Annotated in this window: 24 protein-coding genes; 5 read left to right on the forward strand and 19 right to left on the reverse strand. The window is 29.3% G+C overall.

The genetic code is table 11. The annotated features are described in order from the left end of the window. The first annotated feature begins 3 nt into the window (after positions 1–3). Entirely contained in the window at positions 4–1,161 is a 1,158-nt protein-coding gene (locus KQS_RS13755) for a glycosyltransferase family 4 protein (RefSeq protein ID WP_014389782.1), read from the forward strand. On the opposite strand, the gene KQS_RS13760 is transcribed toward KQS_RS13755, so the two are convergent. The 14 genes from KQS_RS13760 to KQS_RS13825 form a co-directional block, all read right to left on the reverse strand. After that, positions 1,140–2,372 (reverse strand): polysaccharide biosynthesis protein, encoded by a 1,233-nt coding sequence (locus KQS_RS13760; protein WP_014389783.1) that lies wholly within the window; start codon positions 2,370–2,372, stop codon positions 1,140–1,142. The two genes, KQS_RS13755 and KQS_RS13760, sit on opposite strands and share 22 nt — an antisense overlap. A gap of 1 nt (position 2,373) precedes the next feature. After that, entirely contained in the window at positions 2,374–3,591 is a 1,218-nt protein-coding gene (locus KQS_RS13765; RefSeq protein ID WP_157868436.1) for an oligosaccharide flippase family protein, read from the reverse strand. A gap of 112 nt (positions 3,592–3,703) precedes the next feature. Continuing rightward, positions 3,704–4,246 (reverse strand): hypothetical protein, encoded by a 543-nt coding sequence (locus KQS_RS13770; protein ID WP_014389785.1) that lies wholly within the window; start codon positions 4,244–4,246, stop codon positions 3,704–3,706. Between the two features lie 44 nt (positions 4,247–4,290). Further along, positions 4,291–6,135, reverse strand: a complete 1,845-nt coding sequence (locus KQS_RS13775) for a glycosyltransferase family 39 protein (protein ID WP_014389786.1) — start codon at positions 6,133–6,135, stop codon at positions 4,291–4,293. After that, positions 6,135–7,256, reverse strand: coding sequence for a dTDP-4-amino-4,6-dideoxygalactose transaminase (gene rffA, locus KQS_RS13780; RefSeq protein ID WP_014389787.1), 1,122 nt, complete (start codon positions 7,254–7,256; stop codon positions 6,135–6,137). Before rffA ends, KQS_RS13775 begins: the two co-directional genes overlap by 1 nt. A 374-nt stretch (positions 7,257–7,630) precedes the next feature. Next, positions 7,631–8,560: a dTDP-4-dehydrorhamnose reductase gene (gene rfbD / locus KQS_RS13785; RefSeq protein ID WP_014389788.1), complete on the reverse strand. Its 930-nt coding sequence runs from the start codon at positions 8,558–8,560 to the stop codon at positions 7,631–7,633. After that, entirely contained in the window at positions 8,554–9,105 is a 552-nt protein-coding gene (gene rfbC / locus KQS_RS13790) for a dTDP-4-dehydrorhamnose 3,5-epimerase (protein ID WP_014389789.1), read from the reverse strand. Before rfbC ends, rfbD begins: the two co-directional genes overlap by 7 nt. 68 nt (positions 9,106–9,173) lie before the next feature. Beyond that, positions 9,174–10,031, reverse strand: coding sequence for a glucose-1-phosphate thymidylyltransferase RfbA (rfbA, locus tag KQS_RS13795; protein ID WP_014389790.1), 858 nt, complete (start codon positions 10,029–10,031; stop codon positions 9,174–9,176). A gap of 52 nt (positions 10,032–10,083) precedes the next feature. Further along, a complete protein-coding gene (gene rfbB, locus KQS_RS13800) occupies positions 10,084–11,097 on the reverse strand; it encodes a dTDP-glucose 4,6-dehydratase (protein ID WP_014389791.1) in 1,014 nt (337 codons plus the stop codon). 3 nt (positions 11,098–11,100) lie between these two features. Then, positions 11,101–12,063 carry a hypothetical protein gene (locus KQS_RS13805; protein ID WP_014389792.1) on the reverse strand — a complete coding sequence of 321 codons (963 nt, stop codon included), beginning with the start codon at positions 12,061–12,063 and terminating at the stop codon, positions 11,101–11,103. Positions 12,064–12,072: 9 nt separating this feature from the next. Continuing rightward, positions 12,073–13,758, reverse strand: coding sequence for a DUF6909 family protein (locus tag KQS_RS13810; protein ID WP_014389793.1), 1,686 nt, complete (start codon positions 13,756–13,758; stop codon positions 12,073–12,075). Between the two features lie 44 nt (positions 13,759–13,802). Continuing rightward, positions 13,803–14,702: a carboxypeptidase-like regulatory domain-containing protein gene (locus KQS_RS13815; RefSeq protein ID WP_014389794.1), complete on the reverse strand. Its 900-nt coding sequence runs from the start codon at positions 14,700–14,702 to the stop codon at positions 13,803–13,805. A 10-nt stretch (positions 14,703–14,712) separates the two neighbouring features. Beyond that, positions 14,713–16,200 carry a GH3 family domain-containing protein gene (locus KQS_RS13820; protein WP_014389795.1) on the reverse strand — a complete coding sequence of 496 codons (1,488 nt, stop codon included), beginning with the start codon at positions 16,198–16,200 and terminating at the stop codon, positions 14,713–14,715. A 3-nt stretch (positions 16,201–16,203) separates the two neighbouring features. Beyond that, the gene (locus KQS_RS13825) at positions 16,204–17,061 is read right to left on the reverse strand and encodes a murein hydrolase activator EnvC family protein (RefSeq protein WP_014389796.1); all 858 of its coding nucleotides are present in this window, start codon (positions 17,059–17,061) and stop codon (positions 16,204–16,206) included. A gap of 156 nt (positions 17,062–17,217) precedes the next feature. Between KQS_RS13825 and tatA the strand changes: the two genes are divergently transcribed. After that, on the forward strand, positions 17,218–17,397 hold the full coding sequence (gene tatA / locus KQS_RS13830; protein WP_014389797.1) for a twin-arginine translocase TatA/TatE family subunit: 180 nt from the start codon (positions 17,218–17,220) through the stop codon (positions 17,395–17,397). A gap of 202 nt (positions 17,398–17,599) precedes the next feature. On the opposite strand, the gene KQS_RS13835 is transcribed toward tatA, so the two are convergent. Further along, positions 17,600–19,732, reverse strand: coding sequence for a Tex family protein (locus KQS_RS13835; protein WP_014389798.1), 2,133 nt, complete (start codon positions 19,730–19,732; stop codon positions 17,600–17,602). Positions 19,733–19,824: 92 nt separating this feature from the next. Here KQS_RS13835 and KQS_RS13840 point away from each other — a divergent pair, with 92 nt between their 5' ends. Continuing rightward, positions 19,825–20,106 carry a DUF1294 domain-containing protein gene (locus KQS_RS13840; RefSeq protein ID WP_041252136.1) on the forward strand — a complete coding sequence of 94 codons (282 nt, stop codon included), beginning with the start codon at positions 19,825–19,827 and terminating at the stop codon, positions 20,104–20,106. On the opposite strand, the gene KQS_RS13845 is transcribed toward KQS_RS13840, so the two are convergent. Genes KQS_RS13845 through rpiB form a run of 4 tightly spaced genes read right to left on the reverse strand, consistent with a single transcriptional unit; the run spans position 20,090 to position 23,321 of the window. Continuing rightward, complete coding sequence (locus KQS_RS13845) at positions 20,090–20,905, reverse strand: NAD(P)H-hydrate dehydratase (protein WP_014389799.1); 816 nt, start codon at positions 20,903–20,905, stop codon at positions 20,090–20,092. The two genes, KQS_RS13840 and KQS_RS13845, sit on opposite strands and share 17 nt — an antisense overlap. A gap of 8 nt (positions 20,906–20,913) precedes the next feature. Continuing rightward, positions 20,914–21,972: a hypothetical protein gene (locus KQS_RS13850; RefSeq protein ID WP_014389800.1), complete on the reverse strand. Its 1,059-nt coding sequence runs from the start codon at positions 21,970–21,972 to the stop codon at positions 20,914–20,916. Between the two features lie 11 nt (positions 21,973–21,983). Next, the gene (locus KQS_RS13855; RefSeq protein ID WP_014389801.1) at positions 21,984–22,886 is read right to left on the reverse strand and encodes a cation diffusion facilitator family transporter; all 903 of its coding nucleotides are present in this window, start codon (positions 22,884–22,886) and stop codon (positions 21,984–21,986) included. Positions 22,887–22,889: 3 nt separating this feature from the next. Next, a complete protein-coding gene (gene rpiB / locus KQS_RS13860; protein WP_014389802.1) occupies positions 22,890–23,321 on the reverse strand; it encodes a ribose 5-phosphate isomerase B in 432 nt (143 codons plus the stop codon). A gap of 86 nt (positions 23,322–23,407) precedes the next feature. On the opposite strand from rpiB, the gene KQS_RS14125 reads away from it, so the two are divergent. After that, the gene (locus KQS_RS14125) at positions 23,408–23,932 is read left to right on the forward strand and encodes a DUF1905 domain-containing protein (RefSeq protein ID WP_014389803.1); all 525 of its coding nucleotides are present in this window, start codon (positions 23,408–23,410) and stop codon (positions 23,930–23,932) included. Positions 23,933–24,511: 579 nt separating this feature from the next. Continuing rightward, positions 24,512–25,981: a T9SS type A sorting domain-containing protein gene (locus KQS_RS13870; RefSeq protein WP_014389804.1), complete on the forward strand. Its 1,470-nt coding sequence runs from the start codon at positions 24,512–24,514 to the stop codon at positions 25,979–25,981. Positions 25,982–26,139: the final 158 nt, after the last annotated feature.

Below are 26,139 nucleotides of genomic sequence, written 5' to 3' on the forward strand. Positions count from 1 at the left end.
GTTTTGAATAAAAATGTTTTAATAATTAATCAATCTGCTGAACTTTATGGGGCAGATAAAGCTATTTTAGAATTAATTGAAAATTTCCCAGAAGGTTACACTCCAATAGTAGTTTTACATGAAGACGGCCCGTTAAAAGACCTCCTTGAAAACTTATCTGTTCAGGTAATAAAATCCTCAGTAATAAAGGTTAAAAGAGGAATATTAAAACCTTCTTTTTTTCTTCAACTACCTTTTGAAATACTAAAATCTTTTTTTACCATTAAAAAAGAATTAAGAGGAAAAAAAATAGCTATAGTTCATTCCAATGCTACTTCCGTTTTTATTGGAGCTTTTTATGCTTTTTTCTTTCGTATTCCCCACATATGGCATGTACATGAGATTATAGAAAAACCAGAACGTATTGCAAAAATATATCCTAGAATTGTTAGTTTTTTTTCAAATAAGGTGGTTTTTAATTCAAAAGCAACTGAGAAACATTTCATTGGTATATTTCCTAAAATTTCAAAAAAAGGAATCGTAGTATACAATGGTTTAAAAAGAAATATTCCTTATTTAACAACAGAAGAAATAATAAAATTTAAACAAACACATTTTAATTCAAATTCATCTGATATAATAATTACAATTATAGGTCGAATAAGTGAAATTAAAGGACAAAAAATAGCCGTTTCCGCTTTAAAAAAAATAGTTAATGAATTTACTAATGTTAAGTTAATTATTATTGGTTCCTATGTTACAGGTAAAAATCAATATTATATTGAATTATTAAACATGATTGATTCTTATAAACTTAAACAAAAAGTAGAATTTATAGATTTTAAAGAAGCTATTTGGCCTTATTATGACGCTTCAGACATCATATTAATGCCTTCAACAGAACCGGAATCTTTTGGTCTTGTAGCTGCTGAAGGGCTTTTATCAAAAAAAAATGTAATTGCTTCAAATATTGGTGCGTTACCTGAAATAATAATTCACGAAAAAACAGGATTGTTGTTTGAGCCAAATAATGCAGAAGACTTGGCTAATAAAATAGCATTACTTTTACGAAATAGCGATATAAATTATGGGATATCAGGTAATACTCATGTATACAATAATTTTAATACTACCCAATTAAAAGAAAATTTTGAAAAAATTTATGTAGCCTTAGCAAGATGATTATTTAACACTTCTCTATAACCTATTAATAGACCAATTAATATAGATTTACTATCTAACTTTAAATAGAAGCCCATAAAAACCCAACTTGATAATAAAAGAAATATAGCAGAACCTTTTATCAAATTATTTAGATAAAAAATTTCTTTACTATTTGTTTTTATTTTATTAAAAATAATAAAAATAGATAGTAAATAAAAGAAAACACCTATTATTCCTGACTTCAGTAATACTGTTGAGAAAGCATTATGCAATGCTGGATAATATCTCACTATTGTCCCATCATTGGTTTGCATTCTTCTTCCTATATCGACTGTTGACCCCAAACCATTTCCAGTTAAAATAGGCTGAATTCCACCATAAGTTATCTGATTAAATGTCTTAATATTCTCAAATGATCTAAAATTATCATTAAAATCTTTCCAATCTTCTTTATTAATTTTTGTTTTAAACGCTTCAATAGGAATAATTTTAACCTTATACAAAAATTCATCAACAAAGGAACCTTTACGTTTTGGATTATAGTTATAAATAGCAAAATAACCTATTAAAGAAATAATTACAGTTAACGAAATAACTTTAATAGATCTTGCGGTTAATATAAAATAACCTTTAATTGCGAGAAATAATAGTATTAATTGTAAAAAATTTGTTCTTGATAAATATGAAAAAACAGATATTCCAACAATTACTATATATGTCAATTTCTGTTTTTTAGTTAATTGGATTTGAAACGAATTGGAAAAAAACAATAAAAGTAAAACAAATGGTTCATAATCATTAAAGTACCCTGAATGCTCCCTGATTTCAGACACTGAAAGTGTTCTGTGATTTAATATTGCAAAGAACACTAATAATAAATGTATAAATGACAAAATAACTCCTGCTTTGACAGCATATTGTAATGCATTTAATTTAAACTCTTTTGAAATATTATATCCTATGAGTAAACCTAAAATTGGTTTTAACAAATACGTTAAATCACGAACTTTATTATATAAATTATGATCATAAAACAGAAATTCTGTTAAAAAACTAATTAAGATAATTATAGAATAACAGGAAATAATATAAAATATTTGCTTTGAATACTTAAGCTTAAAAGTTAAAAAAGCGATGAATAACCAAATAATAAAAGTTAATTCATAATTATTTAAAAATAAAACAAGTAAAGAAAGTATATAATAAAAATAAGAAAGGTTGAATTTCATACTATTTTTTTGTGTGAATTATTTTATACTTAAAACTTAAAATAATTAAAATGATTAATGTAAATAATTCTACAAATATAGAGGAATAATAAACTCCTGCTAATTCAAAGTAAGGAAAACTAAAATAAATACTTAATATAGTTAGAGACGACATTATAATTGTGATTATTGAAAATAGCTTTTGAAAATGTAACGCTAAAAAAAGCTGTTTAAAACAATTTACCAATAAAAAAACTATAGGATAAAAAAGGGAAATTGCTAATATGGATACTATTTTTTTTATTTCTATTACATGATAATATTTTACAATCTCAACTCTAAAAAAATATATTAACAACAATAATAATAATACAAAACTCAAATTAATTAAATTATACAATGACCAATTTTTAATAGCTCTATTATATGTTTGATTGATTTCATAACAAACTTTTGGATATATAAAATTAAAAGACATCATAATATAAGTTCTAAATACTGATATTATTTGATCTACAAGTCTAAATTGACCAACTAATTTTGCATTTCCTAAAAAACTAATAATTAATATTGGAGCATATAATTGAAACCAGGTAAAAATTTGAGAAAAAGCAAATGTTTTGTGTTTATTAAAATAGTTGAATAATTCCTTCTTTTTAATTGTTACAAATTCTATTTCGTATTTAGATTTTAAAATTTTATAAGCCACAAAACCAGATATTACAACACTTAAGCTATAACTTAAGTTTATATAAATAAAATCCGATTCTTTTTTTACAAGTAAAAAACAAAACAGAACATAAAAAATCTTTGAGACAATCGTTAATAAAGAAAAATTTTTAAAATCTTCTAAACCTTGAAAAAACCATAATGGATTAATAATTTGAGCTAAAAAAATTGTACCACTCCATAAATAAAGAGGTTTATCAGTACTAGAACTATCAACAAAAAACAAGGTTACGTAATATATAATTGCAAATAAAACAGCCATAGCTATTTTACTATAAACAATCTTCGATAAAGTATGATTTAAAAGTGCTTTATTATATCTATTTTGAGAAACTTCTTTAACTCCTAATATATCTGATCCGTAATCTACAAAAACAATAACAAAAAATGCAATTGTCATCCCAATAGCAGACTTTCCAAAGTTAGATTCCCCGCATGTTAAAATTAAATATGGAGATAAAAGAAAAGGGACAATTAAATTAACAAATTGACCAGATCCATAGTGAATCAATTTTAATAGTTGCGTTTTTATTTTGGATATATCTACGGAAATCAAGAAAATTAATTTAAAATAAAAAAAGCTATAATGTAAAATTATAGCTTTTAAAATTAATATAATTAGATTATTTTATAATCTTTTGTATTTGTTCAAATAAAGCCTTTTCAGATGTAGCTTGAGGATCATAAGTACCGTTAACTAAAAGTGGCTTTAAAGTTGCTTTATCTTTATCAAATGTTGCCGTTTTTGTTTCAACTAACAAATAATTAAAAAAATCAGAGCCATTAGTTTCAAAAGTTTTACCAAAATAACTCATTTTAAAACTGTTAATTTTTATTTCTGATTGTTCTTTATTAGTACCAAAGTCTAGTCTAATGTTATCTGGAATTACACCATCAGGCAGTCTAAATACAATGTCTTGTGGTTTATCACTACCTTTAAACTCAACGAAAAAAGAACTTGTTTCTTCATATGTAGTTTCAGTTTGTTTTCTATAATATAATTGAAAACTATCATCCTTTTTTACAGTAGCATTTAATGTTATTGTAAATACTGTATCCATAACTTTTTCTGCAACATTTTCTTTTGATTCTTCAAGTTTTTTGTCATCATTTTTACAAGAAACTAACGATAATAATGAGAAAGCAAATAAAATTATTTTTTTCATAACCTTTTGTTTTATATGATATTTTTGCACAAAAATATACATTTTTAATTAATAATTATTTTTTTATCACTTAAATATAAACCTTTTTTAACCTCTTTTTTATTTTCTATTAATACTGCTACTTTATACTCTCCTTTTTGCAGTTTTTCAATATGTATATTAGAAATAAATCCTGAATTGTCATAATTTATATTACTGTTTTCTGCTTTAGTAACATCTGTTCTTGGGAATTGTTGGCATTTAATAACAATACCATTAGAATCATTAACTAATACAATACTTATTTTATTGTCTTTACTATCAATATTTTCTATAAATCCCCATCCTGAAATTTTATAATAAGTAGAATTTTGTTCAAAAACTTCAATCCAAACCTTGGTTAAATCCCCATTATTTGTTTTTAATGGTTTAAATTGATTTAAATCTAGTTTTGAAATAGCATTTTTTTCTAGTATAAAGTGTCGTGTCCATGCATCACAACCATCAAAACTTTCGTCAATATAAAATTTACTATCTACAAATTGTTGTGCTTTGTCAGATAATTTAAAAGGTTTTCCGTGTGCATCTGTATACCAAAATGGTTTCACTTTTGTTGAATCAGCCATCATTTCATTTATAACAGTTTCTAAATCTGGTTTTTCAACTGTATTGAATTTATCTTTTAAATAATAATCAAACCAATATTTTAGACTCGTAAAAACAGGTTCGTTGTTTTTATTGTTATCTATTATTAATTGAGATGCGTCTCTAAATTGTGTTTTAAAAAACCACCTATAATGTCCTTTTACTACTGTTAAATTTAAAAACATAAAAATACATATAGAAACTAGAAATGTATTTTTTATACTATTACTTTTAATATTTGCGATAGCTATTCCAAATATTAAAAAAATAGCTGGAATTATACTTGTAAAGTATCTTGAAATATATAATGAAGTATCTAAATAGCTTTTCAAGAAAACTACTATTATAAAAACTGCAATCCATGTAAGAATTAGTATAAATGGGAACTCTTTATTAGTTAGTTTTTCAGTGTTTGAATATTCTTCTTTACCACTAAAAAAACTGATCATAAAATAAATAAAAACAACACTGAATAAAAATAAAGTGATTTCAGAATTTCCTAAAAACTCTTTTAAAATTAAACTTAATGACTCATTTGTAGGCGCGGGTATCCAGTTGGATTTAAAACCCATTATAGTTGTAAGTTTATAAATATTTGGTATGAAAAACAGCAACGCAATACTACCAGAAATAATCAATTTTTTAATTACTTCAATTATTTCTGATAAAGTTCTATTAAAAGAAACTATTGCTATAGTCATAATTTGTGCGAAGACATTTATAGGTCCAAAAAAACTTGAGTTTAATAATAACCCAACATACAATCCATATTTAATTGCATTTTGTTTGGAAGGATTTTTTATAAAATCTATTAATCCAATGTAGGAAACAATTATAAAAAATAAATACAACGTATAAGGTCTAGCATCTTGAGAAATATAAATTGCATACTCACTAAATGCTAACAGTAATGCCGCAAAAAGCCCAGCTTCCTTATTATATATCTTTTCTCCTAATTTATTAATAGCATATATACTTAAAACGCCTAATAAAGCTGAAAAACCTCTTGTTACAATTGGAGAATATCCAAATACTGTATGAAGAACTTTTAAAAATAAAAAATATAAATATGGAAACCCTTCTCGATTATTAACTTCTGTAATTATACTACCAAATGAATTTTCTGGATTTGTAATGTTCATTGTATAAATCTCATCCAACCAAAGACTTTGAAAATTAATTTTATAAAACCTTAAAATAGTAGCAATACACAAAATCGTTGTTAATGCTTTATTTTCCTTAATGAATTGAAGTAATTTTTTCATTATTCTAAAATTTGATTAATAACTGTTTGCACATCTAACTCATAAAACAAAGGTAGTCTTAATAATGTATCTGTAAAATTATCAGTGTTATGAAGAATTCTACCATCATGTTTTTCAATATAGTAAGGGCTAGAATGCAGACTGATATAATGGAAAACAGAATGTGTGTTTTTTGCTTTTAATTTATTTATTATTTGAGTGCGTTGTGTTATATTTTTACATTTAATAAAAAACATATGTCCATTATTTGTTGAGTATTCAGGTATAAATGGTAATTCAATTTCATTTACTTTTGCCCAACTTAACAACTGAGACTGATAAGCATCCCAATGTTGTTTTCTTATTTTTTGAATGTTTTCCAAATTTTCTAATTGCGCCCATAAAAAAGCTGCAATTATTTCTGAAGGTAAAAAAGAACTTCCAATATCAACCCAACCATATTTATCAACTTCTCCTCTAAAAAAAGAAGAACGATTGGTTCCTTTTTCCCAAATAATTTCTGCACGATTTATAAATTGCTCATCGTTAACAACTAACATACCTCCTTCTCCTGCAATAATATTTTTTGTTTCATGAAAAGAAAATGCAGCTAAATGACCTATAGATCCTAATGGTTTTTTTATACCATCTTTCCCAGTATAATAACTATCTATAGCCTGAGCAGCATCCTCAACGACAAATAAATTATATTTTTTTGCAAGCTCCATTATTGTATCCATATCGCAGGCTACTCCAGCATAATGAACTGGAACAATTGCTTTTGTTTTTGAAGTAATTAAAGCTTCCAAAGTACTACAATCCATATTAGGATGGTTTGGTAAGCTATCAGCAAAAATAATTTTTGCCCCTCGTAATACAAAAGCATTTGCTGTTGAAACAAAAGTATATGATGGAATTATTACTTCGTCACCTTCTTTAATACCAATTAAAATGGCAGCCATCTCTAAAGCATCTGTACAAGATGTGGTTAATAATGTTTTTTTAAATCCAAATTTTGTTTCAAAAAACTGCTGACATTTTTGTGTGTATTTTCCGTTTCCTGATATTTTTCCAGAAATAACTGCATCTGTAATATATTCAGTTTCTTTTCCTGTTAAATAAGGTTTATTAAATGGAATCATTTATATTATTTTTTAATTTATTCCCAAAATAAAAATTTAAATTCGAAATTGATTTTTGTGATAAAAATAGTTTTATTATTATTTTTTACTCTTTATACAATTCTATTTAACATTTAATGTTGAATAAATTCCTGCTCAAATTGTAACGCCTGCATTTTAAAAACACATTAAAAGTTTTTTATTGTAAAACTTGTTTACAGCTATATAATCTTGAAAATAATGAAACTAGCATCTGCAATTAGTTAACTTCAAGAAATTTCACCTTAGTAAAATTCGCATTTTATTCTTTGGTTTTTTCAACCATCTTTTTACTAATAAAACCAGTAAATCATATAATAATAAATTTTAATTTTCGAAATAATCGTTTAAATATATTATTTTACTGTTATTAAACTATCCTCCCAATCTTTAATCTCAACTCCAAAAACAGCTTTTATCTTTGTTTTATCTAACACACTGTACGCGGGTCTTTTCGCGGGAGTGGGATAGGCAGAAGTAGGAATAGGTTGTAAATTTATTGAAATGTTATTAATTCTAAATATTTCTTTTGCAAAATCATACCAAGAACATTGTCCTTCGTTGCTGAAATTGTATATGCCATAGTGAGATGCTGAACTAAATTCAGCATGACAAGAGGTTGTTTCAGCATGATAAAAAGTAATTATTTTTACTAGTACTTCCGCTAAATCAACTGCATTGGTTGGAGTACCTATTTGATCGGCTACCACTGATAATACTGTTCTTTCAGAAGCCAAACGTAACATGGTTTTCATAAAATTATGACCAAATTGTGAATACACCCAAGAAGTTCTGATAATAAAATGCTTTTCCCAAGTAGCTTGAATGGCTTGCTCGCCTTGTAATTTGGTTAATCCGTAAATTCCTGCTGGAAAAGGCACATCGGTTTCTACTAATCCTTTATTACTTTTTAAGGGTAATCGTAATTGGCTGTCATAATAAGCTATACCGTCCTCAAATTTGGCATCGAAAACAAAATCGGTAGAAATATGCAGTAAAACAGTATTGTAACTTTTACAAACTTCAGCAATATGTTGAGCTCCAGTTACATTGATGGCAAACGCTTTTTCGGGTTCTGATTCGGCTTTATCAACCGCGGTATATGCTGCTGCATTAATACAAAATTGCGGTTGGTGTTTTTCAAAAACGATCTCACAATTCTCTTTATTAGTAATGTCTAAGTCAGAAGAAGAACAAAACACAAAATCGATGGAAGGATAGTTTCCAGCAATCGATTGAATCGCTTGTCCTAATTGACCATTCGCGCCTGTAACTAGTACTACCATACTTTTTTTGCGTTTTCTAAAGTGGGTAACTGCTGGTCTTTTTCGGAGATAATCATGTCTTCGATTGGAAACTTCCAATCAATAGTTAAAGTGGGATCATTAAACAATACACCGCCTTCACTTGCTGCGTTATAAAAATTATCACATTTATAGAAAAAAGTTGCTGTTTCGCTTAAAACCAAAAAACCGTGAGCAAAACCACGAGGTATGTAAAACTGAATTTGGTTATCCCCTGTAAGTAAAGCAGTTTCATGTTGACCATAAGTTGGAGAATTGGGTCTTAAATCTACTGCAACATCTAATACTTCACCGTTTAATACACGAACTAATTTAGCTTGTGCGTGTGCTCCTGTTTGATAATGTAATCCTCTTAAAACTCCTTTTGTTGAAAAAGATTGATTGTCTTGAACAAAATGAACCTGTTGTCCGACTCCTTCAGCAAATATTTTTTCATTAAAACTTTCCATGAACGAGCCTCTCTCATCTCCTATTATTTTGGGTTCTAGGATAAAACATCCTTTAAGTTTGGTTTCCGTAAATTTCAAAGTAAATCTAAATTTCAACTTCAAATTTCAATGTCAAATAACATGAAACGTGAAACATTAAACAAATTTTAAACTAAGCTCATTAAATGTTTACCGTACCCACTTTTTAAAAGAGGTTCGGCTAATTTTTTTAATTGCGCTGCGTCGATGAAGCCCATTTTATAAGCCGCTTCTTCAATTGCACCAATTTTTAATCCTTGACGTTCTTCAATTACTTGTACAAATTGGCCTGCTTGCATTAAGGATTGAAATGTACCGGTATCTAACCAAGCGGTTCCTCTATCTAAAATAGATACTTGTAAATTACCTTGTTCTAAATACGCTTTATTAATATCTGTAATTTCTAATTCGCCACGTGGACTTGGTTTTATATTAGCTGCAATTTCAAGTACTTGATTGTCATAAAAATATATTCCAGGAACAGCAAAATTTGATTTGGGTTGTAATGGTTTTTCTTCAATGGACAATACTTTTCCAAATTTATCAAACTCAACCACTCCATAGCGCTCTGGATCGTGAACATGGTAGGCATATACAATTCCACCGTTAGGATTGTTATTCGCTTGTAACAATTCCGCTAATCCAGTTCCGTAAAAAATATTGTCTCCTAAAATTAAGGCTACCTTATCATTTCCTACAAACTCTTTACCGATTATAAATGCCTCAGCTAATCCATTGGGGTGTTCTTGCACAGCGTATTCAAAACGACAACCTAATGAACTTCCATCTCCTAATAATTGTCTGAATAACGGTAAATCATGAGGTGTTGAAATAATCAAAATTTCATTAATTCCTGCCCACATCAAAGTTGATAATGGATAATAAATCATCGGTTTGTCGTAAATAGGCATTAATTGTTTACTTACCGCTAATGTTAAGGGGTGTAAACGTGTTCCTGAGCCGCCGGCTAATATAATTCCTTTCATTTGTTTTTTGTTTTATTTGTTTCAAGTTAACTAACCTGAAATAAAAATAACTTTAAGCCTGAAACTTTTTTAAATACCATTCGATTGTTTTCACAATTCCAGTATCAAAATTTTCATCAGCCTTCCAGCCTAATTCGTTTTCTATTTTTGTAGCATCGATAGCATAACGTAAATCGTGACCAGGACGATCTTTTACAAAAGTAATTTGGTCTTTATAACTTCCCGATATTTTGGGTTTCAATGCATCTAATATAGTGCAAACTCGATCTACAATTTGTAAATTATTGCGTTCGTTTCTTCCGCCAATATTATAGGTTTCGCCCGATTTACCTGTTTTGAATGCCAACTCAATTCCTTTACAATGATCCAGTACGTATAACCAATCACGCACATTTTTCCCATCGCCGTAAATTGGAATATTTTCTCCTGTTAATGCTTTACGAATAATGGTAGGAATCAATTTTTCGTTATGTTGTTTAGGGCCATAATTGTTAGAACAATTGGTTGTAACCACATTCATTCCATAAGTATGAAAATAACTTCTCACAATCATATCTGAACCTGCTTTAGAAGCCGAATAAGGACTATTTGGAGCATAAGGTGTAGTTTCTTCAAATAAGCCTGTTTCCCCTAAAGTACCGTACACCTCATCTGTAGAAACATGATGAAAACGAGCGTTTGAAAACTCTAATTTATAGTCGTTTGGACCATTCATCCATAACTTACGTGCTGTATCTAATAAATTAAATGTACCTAGAACATTAGTTTTAATAAATGCTTCTGGTCCAGAGATGGAATTATCCACATGACTTTCAGCAGCAAAATGAATGACATCATGAAATTGATAGTTAGCAAATAAATCCTCTATGAAAGCTCTATCACAAATATCACCATGAACAAATGAATATCTAGGATGGTTTTCAACTTCTCTAAGATTTTCTAAGTTTCCTGCATACGTTAAGGCATCTAAATTTACTAGATGATATTCTTCGTTATTTGCAATAAAAAAGGGAACAAAATTAGACCCAATAAAACCAGCACCGCCGGTTACTAATATATTTTTCATAGTTTAACTATTTGCTAATCTGGCTTTTTGCTTTTTATAAAGTTTAGAAAATGAATAAAATAATAAATAAATAAATATAAGTAATAAAGGTAATATTACTTTCATTTTTAAGAAAATAGGTGTTTTATTTAAATTATTAATACTCACATTTTCATCCTTAATTACTTTGTCATAAATATTATCATTTAACTTCAAATATTGTGACTCTTGTATCAATTTATCTTTTTTATCAATTAATTCCGCTACACTACTTTTCTCAGAAATTGTAATGCTTGAATTTGAATTATTTTTTGATAAAACTTGAATAATTCCATCTATTTGCTTAATCAAGGAATCGTTTAAAGCAATTTTTTCTTTAACATTCTCTTGATTAGTTTCTTTTTGTTTTAGGAAAAATAAGGAGTTGTTAAGATATTTTAAGAAAGGATCAACCAATTGTTCTCTTTTAAATTTACCTTTAGTTGTAATGATAATATTTTGTAAATAATATTGTTTACTTGTCAATTCGTCTTTTAAAATTTTGTCTATATCCCCGTCTTCAGCCATTAATTTTATCAACTCTAAATTCTGAGGTCCTCTCTCTCTATCAGTAATAAAATTATATATCTGCTGTGTAGCTTCAACTTCAAATGATAGTATATTTTTACTGTTTTTTACACCAATAGAATTGAAAAATAACGTGTCTTTTTCGGCTAACTTTTTATCTAAAAAGTCAATTTGATTGTACAAATAATCATTACTACCAAAATTTGGAATTACTGCTATAGTGTGGGAATAAGTCTTTCCTTTATCTAGAAAATAACCTCCAATTACTCCAAGAATAAATAAACTAATTATAACTACTTTTTTTTCAATAATAAAGAATAAAAAATCAAAACATTTATTGATAATTTTATTGAAAAAGTTTTTAATTCCTTGACCTATTTGGGTTAAATCTAACTCTTGGTCTTGAATGTTATTTGACATATACTTAAATTATTTGACTTTAAAAATTTGTTCTAAAATTTTAATGGTGATTAGATAGGTCGGTTTTACTCCAGTTGTTCCTAATCCACCAGAAGCTAAAGTACTTCCTGTTTCTAATGGGTTATCAGAAGCGTAATACGCGTATCTTACTTTTACATTTGGATTAATACTTTTTCTAATTTTAGAAGCAGATTGAATTGCTTTTTGATAATACGCTCCTTCCATTTCTAATCCAATAGCACCCCACGTTGATTCATGGAAAAACTTCAATAAATCTTTATTTTGAAGAGAAGTTCCTAATACGGTAATCATTGGACCTGCATAAACGGGTATACCATTTCCTTCAAATAGTTCTTTTGTAAGTTCGTTATCAAATGGATAGTTGTCGGCAGTTCCTTCATTCACATGTGCGTTTGGAATCATGATATCGCCTTTTCCTCCTTCTAATATTCCAGCTTTACCCATGATTGAAACCGATTCTACATTTAAGAAATATTTTTCTTTTTTCACTTTATACGGTTTCAATAACTCATCAATAGTTTCAAAAGCTTGCTCACCAAAAGCATAATCCATTACAATTAAAACGGGTTTTTCTTTAACCGTTGCCGTTGGAAATGCTGTTTTTTTCCAATCAAATTTTGCCGAATCAAAGATTTGAACATCGATATTTGTTCCCGAAGTATCTGGAATTGAAATCATTCCATGCTGTAAGGCAAATTCTTCTACTTTTTTACGCAATTCTTTGTTCCCTGAAGCACTTAAATCTTCATAAATTTCATACTCTGCTTTTCCTTTGTATTTCGTACCAAGAACCGCTGGAGCAAAAACCGAATTCATTACACTATGCATATTAGCACTTATGATATGAATTGGTCGGTCTATTAATTGATTTTTATCTAATGTTTCTTTAATGGTGTTTGCCCAAATTTCTCCATATATATGATGTCCTAAACGTTCTCTTAATATGGGACTAAACGTAATTGTTCGTTTGTTATTGTCTACGACTTCTTCAATAGCAATTTTACCTAACCAATAAATGATTTGTAAAAATCGATCTGGTGCATCTGCGGTGGCAAAACCATCATAAATATCTTGAACCTCTGCAAATGTTCTTCCCAACACATTTGAGGCATGAGACATTGCAATCTCACGCTCAATTTGAGTTAATTTTTTTGATTGTAAAGCGTATTGCTCTAGTTTTTCCCAGTCTCTTGACACTTTACCTTCATCATCAATTAAAACACGGTCTTTAATTTTATGTGATTCAATGAAAATAAATGTTAAGTGAGTCAAAATATCGTAAATGTCCGAACGACCACGTGTGATTTCCACATTCATTTGTTCGTCATCAATACGGTAACAATTTCTTCTTCTTTTTGGAGGAACGATAGCTTTAAAATGAGAATTAGCATATCCTTCATCCGAAGTTAAGTTGATGTAACGACACTGCTCAATTCCTACAGGTAAACGTTCTATAACGTATAATAATCCATTTAATTCTACCTTTTCTTCTGCAATAGAACCGTAAATTTCAGGTCGTAAGGATAATAAAGCTTCACGTAAGGTTTCTCCAGAAACTCCCATAGGTTTATAGAAACCTCTGTTAAACAAGTGACGCATGGTAATGTACAGTCGTTCGATAGCTGCCGACGACTCTTGCGCTCGTGAGCGCGAAATGTTTTTAATGTCCTTCATTAATTTTATCTTTTATCTAACCTGCAAATATACTATTTTTAATATTAGTTGGTCAATGTGATTTTTACTGATGGTGTTAGAATTTTTTCATGATATTTTTTTAGTAACAACATTTCGTAACTATTTGGTTTTTCAATAATGACTTTTTTAGCTTTTTCCCAATTATTAAATTTTCTATAATAAACTATAAATTGATTTGATGGTACTAAAGAAATTTCAGGTTCGTAACTCATGCTTTTAAAAGTTTTTTTCTCTCCATTTGGCATTCTTCCAGTAGTTTCAAAATAATATTTGTTTTCTTCAATTAAAAGATTTTCAAAACAAATAAATAAACCTTCATCGGGAATTAAAATATCTTTATTTGATAAATCTAATAGATTACTTCTACCTCCTTTTTTTACTTCAATAATTGTATCATGAACTATTTCATTCTGTTCAATGGAATTAAATTTAGAATTATTTAAAAATGAAATTTTTAATTTTGCCTTTTCAATGTTTGAATCGGTGTGAAATTTTATTTTTTTTAAAAAATTACAATTTTTATTTAAAGAATCTTTTTTTAATAAAATAGCACAACCATGATTATTGTTATGATATCTAAAACCATAGGATTCAAAAATGTCAATTTCCTTTTCTATTTTTTGTTTTTCTCTCTTAATTATTACTTCTTTTATCTGATTTTCTATTGGAATTAATTTTATTTCCATATTATCTGATAATTCACAAGATTTTGACTGATATCCGAATAGTTGAAATATAGCTTTACCCTTAATGTTTTCATCCAATACAAAATTCCCTTTACTATCTGAATTAAAAACCTTATTATTTGATGCATAAATATTTACAAAAGGAATTGGCTCTTTCGTTATACTATCTTTTACAACACCTTTTATTTGGGCACTCAATGCTGTTGAGAATAGAAAAAATAAAATTATTTTATTCATAGATGTTTAATTAAATATTATGAAACCAATCGGCTATTTTTCTATCATTGCTTAATCTTGGCAACTTATTTTGTCCGCCTAATTTTCCTATCGATTTCATATAGTCTTGAAATCCATTTTTGGTCACTTTTGTTATGACGATAGTTCGCAACACATGACCTTTTATTAAATCGTCGTAATACACATTTTGTTGTCGCATTTCCAAATCAATTTTTTGTGCGAAAGCTTCCAAATCTTCTGGTTCATGATCAAATTCTATCAACCATTCGTGATACGGCAAACCTGAAATCGGATTGATTTGCGGCGCTACCGTAAATTCATTCACACTAATATTCGTTCCTGAAAGGGCATTTTGCAAAGCAGTCTCCACTTCTTTTCCGATAACATGTTCACCAAAAGCCGAAATATAATGTTTGATTCTTCCGGTAACCACAACACGATACGGTTTCGTAGAAGTAAACGCAATGGTATCGCCAATATTGTATGCCCAAAGTCCGGCATTGGTGGAAATAATCAACACATAATTCACCCCAACTTCCACTTCTTTGATTGTGAGACGTTTAGGGTTTTCAGTAAAAAATTCATCCGCTTTGATAAACTCATAAAAAATACCTGAGTTTAAAAGCAATAACATGCCTTTTTCTTTTTGAGAATCTTGGTAAGCAAAAAATCCTTCTGAAGCAGGAAATAATTCAATGGAATCTACTTTTCTTCCAATTAAATTTTCAAATTTGGCACGATAGGGTTCGTAATTCACGCCGCCATAAATAAACAAATTGAAATTTTTAAACAAGTCGCCAACGGGTTGTTGGGCTTTATCTTTTAATTTTTCAAAATACATTTGCACCCAAGAAGGAATTCCTGAAATAACGGTCATGTTTTGATGATAAGTTTCTTCAACTATGGCGTCGACTTTGGTTTCCCAATCCTCAATACAATTGGTTTCCCAACTTGGTAACCGGTTTTTTTGTAAATAGTTAGGAACAAAATGGGCTACAATACCCGAAAGGCGCCCTAATTTAATTCCGTTTTTCTCTGTTAACTCCGGACTTCCTTGTAAAAAGATCATTTTACCATCTACAAAGTCTGTTTTTCCCGTTTCATGTATATAATTCAAAATTGCGTTTCGAGCCGCTTCAATATGATACGGCATGGATTCCTTTGTAAGAGGAATGTATTTAGCACCTGAAGTGGTCCCTGAAGTTTTGGCAAAATATAATGGTTTTCCTGGCCACAAAATATTTTCTTCGCCTTTAACAACTTGGTCTACATAGCATTTTAGTCCTTCATAATCGCGCACCGGTACCTGATTTACAAAATCTTCATGAGTTAAAACAGTATCAAATTTGTGATCAATTCCAAATTGAGTAGTTGAAGCTTTTTGAAGTAAATCTTTAAAAACTTGGTCTTGAGCAGCCACTGGATTTTGAATCCATTTTTGATTTTTCTGGTGAATATAACGAGCAAATACTTTTGCGGCCAAACCTTTTATTGACATAGTTTATTGAAAATTTATATATTGAGTTGGATCGATTGGAATACCGTTTTTCCAAAGTTCGAAGTGTAACGTTTTTTTAGAAGCATCATCACCAAAAATAGCTAAAACTTCTCCCGATTTAACGGAGTTTCCAGCATTTTTAGTAGTAGAGGCTAAATTTTTGTATACCGAAATGATATCATCCGCATGACGCACCAATAACACGTAACCATTTGCTGGGGTCCAATCTGCAAACAAAACCGTACCAGGAGCAATTGTTTTCACTGAAGTTCCTTTTGCAATAGCTAAATCTACACCCAAATTTTTAGTAGCTAAATTGTATTTTTTAACAATTTTACCATTAACCGGTGCAAACAACACATAACTTACTTTAGGTTGTGCTTGGTCAAAAACATTGTACTTATCGTCTTTTTCTACTTGCTTTTTTAATTCTTTTTCTTTTTCGGAAACTGATAAATCAACCTTTTTTAAGGTGTCTTCCATAATCTTAATCGAATCTCTGTTCAATTGAGCATATTCTAAATCGCCTTTTAAAACCGCTTGAATCGCATTAAGATATTGATTGTTTTCAGTAACAATTCGTTGTAAAGAATCTGATTTTATTGTTAATGCTGTAGCTTGTCTTTTTAATTCGGTTGAAGCATACCCGGGAATATATTCCCTTAATGGGGTGAATGCAATAATGAAAGTAGTTATAAAAATGATTAATATAGCTCCTAATGAAGCCACAACGAAAATATTCATTAAGGTTAATTTCCAAGAAAAAGTTTCGGCCAACGTATCTTCATTAAAAATAATGAAACGTCTTTTGCTAAATAATTTACGTTTAAAACTTTGAAACTTTAATCTTTTCTCAGACATGTTGTCTACTTTTTATACAAATATAGTTATTTAGACCTTGTGCGAATACATCAAGGTGTCAATTAATAAATGAAAATACTATAAATTTACGTTAAGGAAAGTTAAATGAATTACTTTTTTAAGTACATTTGCATTGTTAATTAATAGCTACTTGTCATGGGAAGATTAGGAACAACAGAAATCATATTAATCATTGCAGTCATTTTATTATTATTTGGAGGTAAAAAAATTCCAGAATTAATGAAAGGATTAGGAAGTGGTGTAAAAGAATTCAAAAAAGCAGCTAAAGGAGAAGAGGATGCTTCTGTTGCTAAGAAAGAAGACGAAACAAAATAATAAAATATGGGCAAAATTGGTACTTTTGAAATTGTAATTATTCTACTTGCAATTGGATTGCCAATTTTAGCAGCATTATTGGTTGTTTTAACACGAAAAAATAATAATAAAGATACTTTATAATCTTATTACGTTAAAAAAAATTCCAAATTCCAAGATTCTGAAACAAGTTCAGAATCAGAAGGAATTTGGGATTTTTTATTTATAAAATCATTGTCAACTGAATACGTTTTCTAGCTTCATCTACCTCAACGACTTTTACTTGTACGTGTTGGTGTAATTTCACTACTTCGTTTACATCTGAAACGAAACCTTCTTTAAGTTGCGAAATATGAACTAATCCACTTTCTTTAATTCCAATATCCACAAAACAACCAAAAGCTGTAATATTGTTAACAATACCCGGAAGTACCATTCCTGGTTTAACATTGGCTATGCTTCTTACATTAGGATCAAATTCAAAAACTTTGGCCGCTTTACGTGGGTCTAATCCCGGTTTTTCTAATTCTTTTAAAATGTCTTTGATTCCTAAAATACCTACCGCATCGGTTACGTATTTTTCCGGATTAATTTTAGCAATTTGTTCTTTATTAGCAACCAAATCAGTTAAAGCGATACCTAAATCTTTTGCCATTTTTTCTACAGTTTTATACGATTCAGGGTGCACTGCAGAATTGTCTAACGGGTTTATACCGTCTTTAATTCGGATAAAAGCAGCCGCTTGTTGAAAGGCTTTTTCGCCTAAACGCGGTACTTTTTTCAAGGCCTTTCTGTCTTCAAAAGGGCCATTTTCAGCGCGATAACTCACTATGTTTTCAGCCATTTTTTCACCAATTCCTGAAACATAACTCAACAACGCTTTACTGGCTGTGTTTAAATTGATTCCCACGGCATTTACACAACGTATCACGGTGCTATCTAACTCTTCTTTTAGTTTTGTTTGATCCACGTCGTGTTGGTATTGTCCAACCCCAATTGATTTAGGATCGATTTTTACCAATTCGGCCAACGGATCACTTAAACGGCGACCAATAGAAACCGAACCTCTAACAGTTACATCATAGTTTGGAAATTCTTCTCGAGCAATTTTACTTGCCGAATACACAGATGCACCTGCTTCGGAAACCACAAAAACTTGTACAGGTCTGTCGAAAGCAATTTTTTTAATGAAAAATTCAGTTTCACGACTGGCCGTTCCATTGCCTATAGAAATCGCTTCAATAGCATACGCATTCACCATAGAACGAATTTTTTTCATCGCCATAGCCGTATCATTTTGAGGTGCATGTGGATAAATCGTTTCATTGTGCAACAAATCTCCTTTTTCGTCTAAACAGACTACTTTACATCCGGTTTTAAATCCGGGATCAATGGCTAAAATACGTTTTTCGCCCAAAGGTGGAGCGAGTAACAACTGACGTAAATTTTCGGCAAAAACAGCAATGGCTTTAGTATCTGCTTTTTCTTTATATTCTTGTAAAACTTCATTTGAAATAGCAGGTTCTAATAAGCGTTTATAACTGTCGTCAATGGCTTTTTCAATATGAACTGCGCAATCGCCTTCGTTCTTTATTAAAGCTTTATCCATCATACGCAAAGCTTCTTCTTTATCTTCAGGTGAAAGTGTAATTTTAAATTTTACAAAACCTTCATTTTCGGCACGAAGCATCGCTAATAATCGATGTGAGGGCGCTTTATATAAAGGTTCGGACCAATCAAAATATTGAGAAAATTTTTGTGCTTCATCATCATCTTTTTTGGTTTTGACCACTTTAGTTTCAACCTGGGCTTTTCTTTGATAGATGCGGCGCAAGTTTTTTCTAATGAAGATGTTTTCATTAATCCATTCGGCAATAATGTCTCGAGCACCTTGCAAAGCCTCATCTTCATTGGCTACTTTATCATTTAAATACTTGGAAGCTAAATACTCTAAATCGTCATTTTTTTGAGCCATGATAATTTTAGCCAACGGTTCTAATCCGTTTTCTCGGGCAGTATCTGCTTTAGTTTTTTTACGTTTTTTATACGGTAAATAAAAATCTTCTAACTCTTGTAAATCAAAACTGGATTCTATTTTAGATTTCAGTTCAGGGGTTAAAGCATTTTGTTCTTCAATAGCTTTTAAAATACTTTCCTTGCGTTTAACAATTTCATCAAACTGCTTATTTAATTTGGCAATTTGTTCAATTTGAACCTCATCTAAATTTCCGGTTTGATCTTTTCTATAACGGGAAATAAAAGGAATGGTACAATCTTCGTTTAATAAAGCAATTGTATTTTCAATTCCTTTTACAGGAAGTTGTATCGCATTTTGAATGAATTGAATATGGGTCATTTTCTAAATATGTAAAACACAAAGATAAAATTCTATCATTTGGTTTTACTAGAAGTGAAGTAGTTTTTTTTAACTTTGATTTTTGAATCTGTATGAAAAATTTACTCTACCTATTTATAATTTTAAATTTCATTACGACTTTAGTTTTTGGAATAGACAAATGGCTTGCTATGTATAATAAGCAACGTATTTCTGAAAAACATTTGTTATTATTTACTTTTTTTGGTGGAAGTTTCGGAGCGCTTTTAGCGATGATTTTGTTCAAACATAAAACGGCAAAACCAAGTTTTCTTTGGAAATTGACAGCTATTATTCTGCTACAAATGGGAGGTCTTTTTTTGATTTTAAAATTTTTAGTTAAGACAACTGCTTAAACGCTTTCCCTATATTTTGTATAACATCTGTAATTAACATACTTTCCTCGCTTTGTGTTTCAAGTGTTATATCCGCTGCTAACCCGTGAAGATAAACTCCTAAAATTGAAGCATGTAACAAAGAATAACCTTGTGCAATGAAAGAGGTAATCATTCCTGTTAAAGCATCACCCGAACCACCTTTGGCTAAACCAGCATTCCCAGTTGTATTAATATAAATATGATGACCATCTGTTATGATGGTTTGATGACTTTTTAACACTATTACGGTATTTAATTCAAGTGCTTTTTTAACCGCTGTTTCCATACGTGCTTCATGAGTTGCATGCGTTTCAAATAAACGATCAAATTCTTTAGGGTGAGGTGTAATTACAAATGGAAATTTAAAATTTTTCCAATCTAAATGATACGATGAAATTACGTTCAAAGCGTCTGCATCAAATACTACAGGTAATTGATTATCATAGAGTTGATAAACATAATTTAAACTGAATTGATTCACACCTATTCCAGGACCAATTCCGATAACATTACAATTGAATTGATTTTTTATTTCAAAATCCGTGGAAATCATAGCTTCTGGAATAGCATTAAAAATGACATTTTTTTCCTTTTCGCTACAAGTTAATGTTAACAATCCTACCCCACTTCGTAAACACGCTTTAGCAGCAATAATAGCGGCTCCCATTTTTGAGGAACTTCCTGCAATTAACAAGGCATGACCGTGATTTCCTTTGTTTGAAACTCTATTTCTTCTTTTATAAAAAGAATGAATAAATTCTTGATTTACTTGTATCATAACCTAAATTAACTGGAATGAAAATCTTTGTTTCTGAAATTTCGCTTCATAAATTTTAAAGCAACTTCTACTATTTCTGCCATAGTTTCAGCTTTTTTGAAATGCTTATCCAGCGTAAAATCATACACTTCTTTTCTAAGTTGTTCAATATGTTCTCTTGGAGCTAATGGTAACGATTTCATTGCCAGAATTAAGTCTTTTAGTCGGTCTTCTGAATCTAACATTCTTTTAACTAAATTTGATCTTTCTTCTTTTTGGTATTGTGCAATAGCATCTTCGTTTAATTTATGTTTAACCAAATGCGTAAAAGGAAAATTTTCTTTAAACAAATGAGGTTTATACAATTTAAAATTTCCTTCATAACATTGTTGGTCAAAATCGATGGCTCTTATTCGAAATACACGATTATCAAAATCATGAATGGTCACAATAACAAAATTATAAGAACGCATATCGCCTAAAAGACCGATCATGCAACGTTCATTAAATTTAACAAATTCTTTAGCTATTTGTGCTTTTTCGTGTTCATTACAATCAGAGAGATGATCAATTAAAAACTGATCGCCTGGAATACCTATAATATGTTCTTCTATTAAAGTATCTTTAAAAACTAAAAAATTAATCCGGTTAGGAGACAAAATATGCTCTAATTCAAGTCCGAAAACTCTGGAAGCATCGGCTTTTTTAACATAAAAGTTTGTATAGTTATCATTTAGAATATTTCGGATTCGTACCCGAAAAGGTTTAGAATTTCCAAAAGTGCAAAAATCAATATAATCAACGGTTAAAAATTGGATTTTACTTTCATCACCATCGGAATGAAGTAAAGTATATATTTTATTTAAACTGTAATCGATTTCTTTTTTCTCAAATTCATTGTAAAAAACTCGAATCCAAAGTGTATCCTTTCCATCTTTATCGTAAACTGAAATTCCTCCTTGAAAACGAAGTAAATCATCGTATAAAACATGGGTTTTTGTAAGCCGTTTGTATTTGTCTAAATAATGCTTTATTTCAGAAGTAATGGGATAATTTTTCTTTTTTAATAAAGGTGGATTTTGCCCCATATTTAATATTTTTAATCTTGAACAATAAAATGTTTAGGATCTTCCTTTTTAAATTCTGGCTGAATATTGATGTGATTGATACCAAATTTTTCAAACAAACAGCTTTCAATTTGATGAAGTAAATCGTTAAACTCACTCATTTTAATATCTTCCGCACAATCTAAATGTGCCTCGAGATGCAACTCTTCTTCATTCAAATGCCACACATGAATATGGTGTAATTTACCTGCTCCAGGTATTTTATGAACTTCACGAACAATTTCTTTTATATCGATTTCTTCTGGGGTAAAAAGCATCAACATTTTAGTAGAACTTTTTAATAAATCAATACCCACCACAATTAAATAAATTGCAATTAGAATTGTTAGTAAACTATCTACCCAAAACCAACCGTAAAACTTCATTAACAAACCACCAACTAAAACAGCTACGGAAGCCATCATATCGGTTAATAAATGTAAGTACGCTGATTTCATATTTAGATTGTGATCGGCATCTTTTTTTAGGAATAAAACAGAGGCTCCATTAGCAACAATTCCCAATAGGGCTAACCAAATTACTAAATCAGAACCAATAGGATGCGGATGAAAAAAACGCTCAATTGCACCATAGATTAAAATAAAAGCCACAATAATTAACGTGGCTGCATTGGTAAAAGCGGCAATTAATTCGGCTCTTTTATAACCAAAAGTATGATCAATAGATGCTTTTCTTCGTGATAATTTATGCGCCACTAAACTAAACACCAATGATATTACATCTGAAAAATTATGCAACGCATCTGATACCAATGCTAAACTTCCAGATATAATTCCACCTACAAGTTGGGCTAACGTAATGATTAAATTCAAAACAATAGAAATAATCAAATTCGTTGCTTTTACTTCGTGTTTATGGATGTGTACGTGACTCATAGATTATTTACACGCAATCTTTTTAACTCTATTAGCATGTCTTCCGCCTTCAAATGGTGTTTCAAGAAATGTTTCTACCATAGCCACTGCTTGAGGTATAGAAGTATAACGTGCTGGAATACTAATTATATTAGCATCATTGTGTTGACGAGCTAATTCTGCAATTTCTTTGGTCCAACATAAAGCGGCACGTATGTCTTGGTGTTTATTAACTGTCATAGCAATTCCGTTTCCAGAACCACAAATTACAATTCCTAAATCGGCTTTTTTACTTTCTACATCATAAGCCACTGGATGTCCAAAATCAGGATAATCCACACTTTCAAATGTATCTGTTCCATGGTTAATAACTATATGACCATTAGATTCTAAATAGTCTACAATCGCGTTTTTATACTCTGGACCTGCATGGTCGTTTCCAATTGAAATTGTCATAATGTTGATAGTGTTGTTTATTATTAATTACAAAATTAAACATAATCAATAAGAAGATGCATTAACTTTGAAATTATTTTTTATACATGTTATTCCAAGCTGAAATACTATCCTTTGGTGAAAATAATTTAGGTTATGGTCCTTATTTTGTGATTCCAACAGATTTAGTTGAAGCACATTTAAAAACTACGACTACCAAAAGAGTAAAATGTACTTTAAATAATAGCTTAACAATTGATAGGGCAATTTCATTAAAAGATACTATGTATTACATTTTAATTAATCAGCCAATATTAAAAACTCTTGGAGTTTCCTTTGGAGATACAATTGAAGTGCAACTTATTGCAGATGCATCCAAATACGGAGTAGAAATAACAGATGAAATGACCGAAGTTTTATATCAGGATCCTGAAGGAAGTACGTTGTTTCATAAACTTACTCCGGGTAAACAACGTACCCTTATCTTGTTGATTAATAAAATTAAAAGTACACAACTTCGAATTGAAAAGAGTTTTGTAATTCTAGAACATTTAAAAAAACAGAATGGTAAATTAGATTTTGAACAGTTAAATGAAGATTTTAAAAAAGCACGAAGTACTACTAAATTTTAAATTAAAAGCTTTATAATCAATAAACTATTTACTTTTTAAGACTCTTTTTTATCAAATGTTAATTGAATTTTACAAATCATTGATTTTTAGTTAATTATAAATTAACATCAATTGTTAATAATTTTGAATAGAAAATTAGAACTTTTTTAAAAAGCTATTGTTTTTTTTCTAAGCAGAAACTTAAATTAAATAGACAAATTTATTTTTGAGAAGTTATTAAAAATTGATGTCGATAATTTAAATGGTTATTAACATAAAATACACTTGTTAATTATTTACAATTTCAAAATAAAATTAAAAGTTAACAATTGTTGATAACCTAATACTTACAAAATTAAGTAAGTTGAAAAACAACAATTTACAATTATATAACATTGTTAATTTCATTGTATAAAATTGTATAACTCTAAAAAAATGAAAAAAAGAAATAAGTTATTCCACAAATTAACACGCTATAATAACAATCAAAAATTTAAAAATTTAAAATTCTTTTTTTTTGTTGTTTTTAATATATGTTGAAAACTTTCAAGTTTTAGAAAAATGCTATTTAAAATTATACATTTGTAAAAAAATTTAAAAATGAAAAAAATATACTTTGTTTTATTTCTTTTATCTGTAATTTCTTATGGACAAATTCAAATAGGTAGTAATATTAATGGAGAAGCTGCTGGTGATAATTGTGGTCGTAAACACAGTTTTTCATCTGATGGTACTGTATTAGCAATTGGTGCATCACTAAATGATGGAAATGGATCTAATTCTGGTCATGTTCGTGTTTTTAAAAACATATCTAATACATGGATTCAAATTGGTTCTGATATTGATGGTGAAGCTATTGATGATTATTTAGGTTTAAGTATTTCATTATCTTCTGATGGTACTGTATTAGCAATTGGTGCATCACTAAATGATGGAAATGGATCTAATTCTGGTCATGTTCGTGTTTTTAAAAACATATCTAATACATGGATTCAAATTGGTTCTGATATTGATGGTGAAGCTGCTGGAGATTATTTTGGTTCAAGTGTTTCTTTATCGGCTAATGGAACAATTTTAGCAATTGGCGGACATTTAAATGATGGAAATGGATCCAATTCTGGTCATGTTCGTGTTTATCAAAATATTTCAAATACATGGACTCAAATTGGTTCTGATATTGATGGTGAAGCTGCTGGAGATTGGAGTGGTGAAAATGTTTCATTATCCTCTGATGGTACAATATTAGCAATTGGAGCATCACTAAATGCGGGAAATGGTATTAATTCTGGTCATGTTCGTATTTATCAAAATATTTCAAATACATGGACTCAAATTGGTTCTGATATTGATGGTGAAGCTGCTGGAGATTTTTTTGGTTCAAGTATTTCGTTATCTTCTGATGGTTCAATATTAGCAATTGGAGCATTTCAAAATGATGGAAATGGATCCAATTCTGGTCATGTTCGTGTTTTTAAAAACATATCTAATACATGGATTCAAATTGGTTCTGATATTGATGGAGAAGCTGCTGGAGATAGGAGTGGTGAAGATGTTTCATTATCTTCTAATGGTACAATATTAGCAATTGGAGCATCACTAAATGATGGAAATGGATCCAATTCTGGTCATGTTCGTATTTATCAAAATATTTCAAATACATGGACTCAAATAGGTTCTGATATTAATGGAGAAGCTTCTAACGACAGAAGTGGTATATCTACTTCATTATCTTCTAATGGAACAATATTAGCAATTGGAGCATTTCAAAATGACGGAAATGGCACAGATTCTGGTCATGTTCGTGTTTTTGATTTATCCGCTTTATTATCAAGTAATACTTTTGTTTTAAATAATTTTTCAATTTATCCAAATCCAACTTCAGATATTTTAAATATAAATTTAGATAACAATTTAACTTTAGAAAAAGTTAATATTTATACTACTTTAGGACAATTGATACAAACTGAAAATAAACCACAAATTCATATAACTAGTTTAGTAAAAGGAAATTATATTATAGAAGTAGTTACCAATCAAGGAAAAGCGACAAAAACGTTTATAGTAGAATAAAACAACTTTCACTTTTTTAAAAAGGTTGTCTAATATTATTTAGACAACCTTTTTTGTTTTATTTCAGATTTTAGAAAAATTAATATTTTATTAAATCTGAATGGTATTATCATTTATTAAATTTCTTCTTTGTACATTTAATGCATATTAAGAAAAAA

It is taken from the genome of Flavobacterium indicum GPTSA100-9 = DSM 17447 (assembly GCF_000455605.1).
In the GTDB taxonomy this organism is placed as follows: domain Bacteria; phylum Bacteroidota; class Bacteroidia; order Flavobacteriales; family Flavobacteriaceae; genus Flavobacterium; species Flavobacterium indicum.

Bases quoted from the DNA above. Each gene is read 5' to 3' on its own strand.
- rfbD (WP_014389788.1), bottom strand. From the start codon at position 8,560: ATGGTAGTACTAGTTACAGGCGCGAATGGTCAATTAGGACAAGCGATT.
- KQS_RS13845 (WP_014389799.1), bottom strand. From the start codon at position 20,905: ATGATACAAGTAAATCAAGAATTTATTCATTCTTTTTATAAAAGAAGA.
- rfbA (WP_014389790.1), bottom strand. From the start codon at position 10,031: ATGAAAGGAATTATATTAGCCGGCGGCTCAGGAACACGTTTACACCCC.
- rffA (WP_014389787.1), bottom strand. From the start codon at position 7,256: ATGATTCCATTTAATAAACCTTATTTAACAGGAAAAGAAACTGAATAT.
- KQS_RS13760 (WP_014389783.1), bottom strand. From the start codon at position 2,372: ATGAAATTCAACCTTTCTTATTTTTATTATATACTTTCTTTACTTGTT.
- tatA (WP_014389797.1), top strand. From the start codon at position 17,218: ATGGGAAGATTAGGAACAACAGAAATCATATTAATCATTGCAGTCATT.
- KQS_RS13840 (WP_041252136.1), top strand. From the start codon at position 19,825: ATGAAAAATTTACTCTACCTATTTATAATTTTAAATTTCATTACGACT.
- KQS_RS13805 (WP_014389792.1), bottom strand. From the start codon at position 12,063: ATGTCAAATAACATTCAAGACCAAGAGTTAGATTTAACCCAAATAGGT.
- KQS_RS13810 (WP_014389793.1), bottom strand. From the start codon at position 13,758: ATGAAGGACATTAAAAACATTTCGCGCTCACGAGCGCAAGAGTCGTCG.
- KQS_RS13850 (WP_014389800.1), bottom strand. From the start codon at position 21,972: ATGGGGCAAAATCCACCTTTATTAAAAAAGAAAAATTATCCCATTACT.
- rpiB (WP_014389802.1), bottom strand. From the start codon at position 23,321: ATGACAATTTCAATTGGAAACGACCATGCAGGTCCAGAGTATAAAAAC.
- KQS_RS13825 (WP_014389796.1), bottom strand. From the start codon at position 17,061: ATGTCTGAGAAAAGATTAAAGTTTCAAAGTTTTAAACGTAAATTATTT.
- KQS_RS14125 (WP_014389803.1), top strand. From the start codon at position 23,408: ATGTTATTCCAAGCTGAAATACTATCCTTTGGTGAAAATAATTTAGGT.
- rfbB (WP_014389791.1), bottom strand. From the start codon at position 11,097: ATGAAAAATATATTAGTAACCGGCGGTGCTGGTTTTATTGGGTCTAAT.
- KQS_RS13855 (WP_014389801.1), bottom strand. From the start codon at position 22,886: ATGAGTCACGTACACATCCATAAACACGAAGTAAAAGCAACGAATTTG.
- KQS_RS13775 (WP_014389786.1), bottom strand. From the start codon at position 6,135: ATGAAAAAATTACTTCAATTCATTAAGGAAAATAAAGCATTAACAACG.
- KQS_RS13815 (WP_014389794.1), bottom strand. From the start codon at position 14,702: ATGAATAAAATAATTTTATTTTTTCTATTCTCAACAGCATTGAGTGCC.
- KQS_RS13835 (WP_014389798.1), bottom strand. From the start codon at position 19,732: ATGACCCATATTCAATTCATTCAAAATGCGATACAACTTCCTGTAAAA.
- KQS_RS13770 (WP_014389785.1), bottom strand. From the start codon at position 4,246: ATGAAAAAAATAATTTTATTTGCTTTCTCATTATTATCGTTAGTTTCT.
- KQS_RS13820 (WP_014389795.1), bottom strand. From the start codon at position 16,200: ATGTCAATAAAAGGTTTGGCCGCAAAAGTATTTGCTCGTTATATTCAC.
- KQS_RS13870 (WP_014389804.1), top strand. From the start codon at position 24,512: ATGAAAAAAATATACTTTGTTTTATTTCTTTTATCTGTAATTTCTTAT.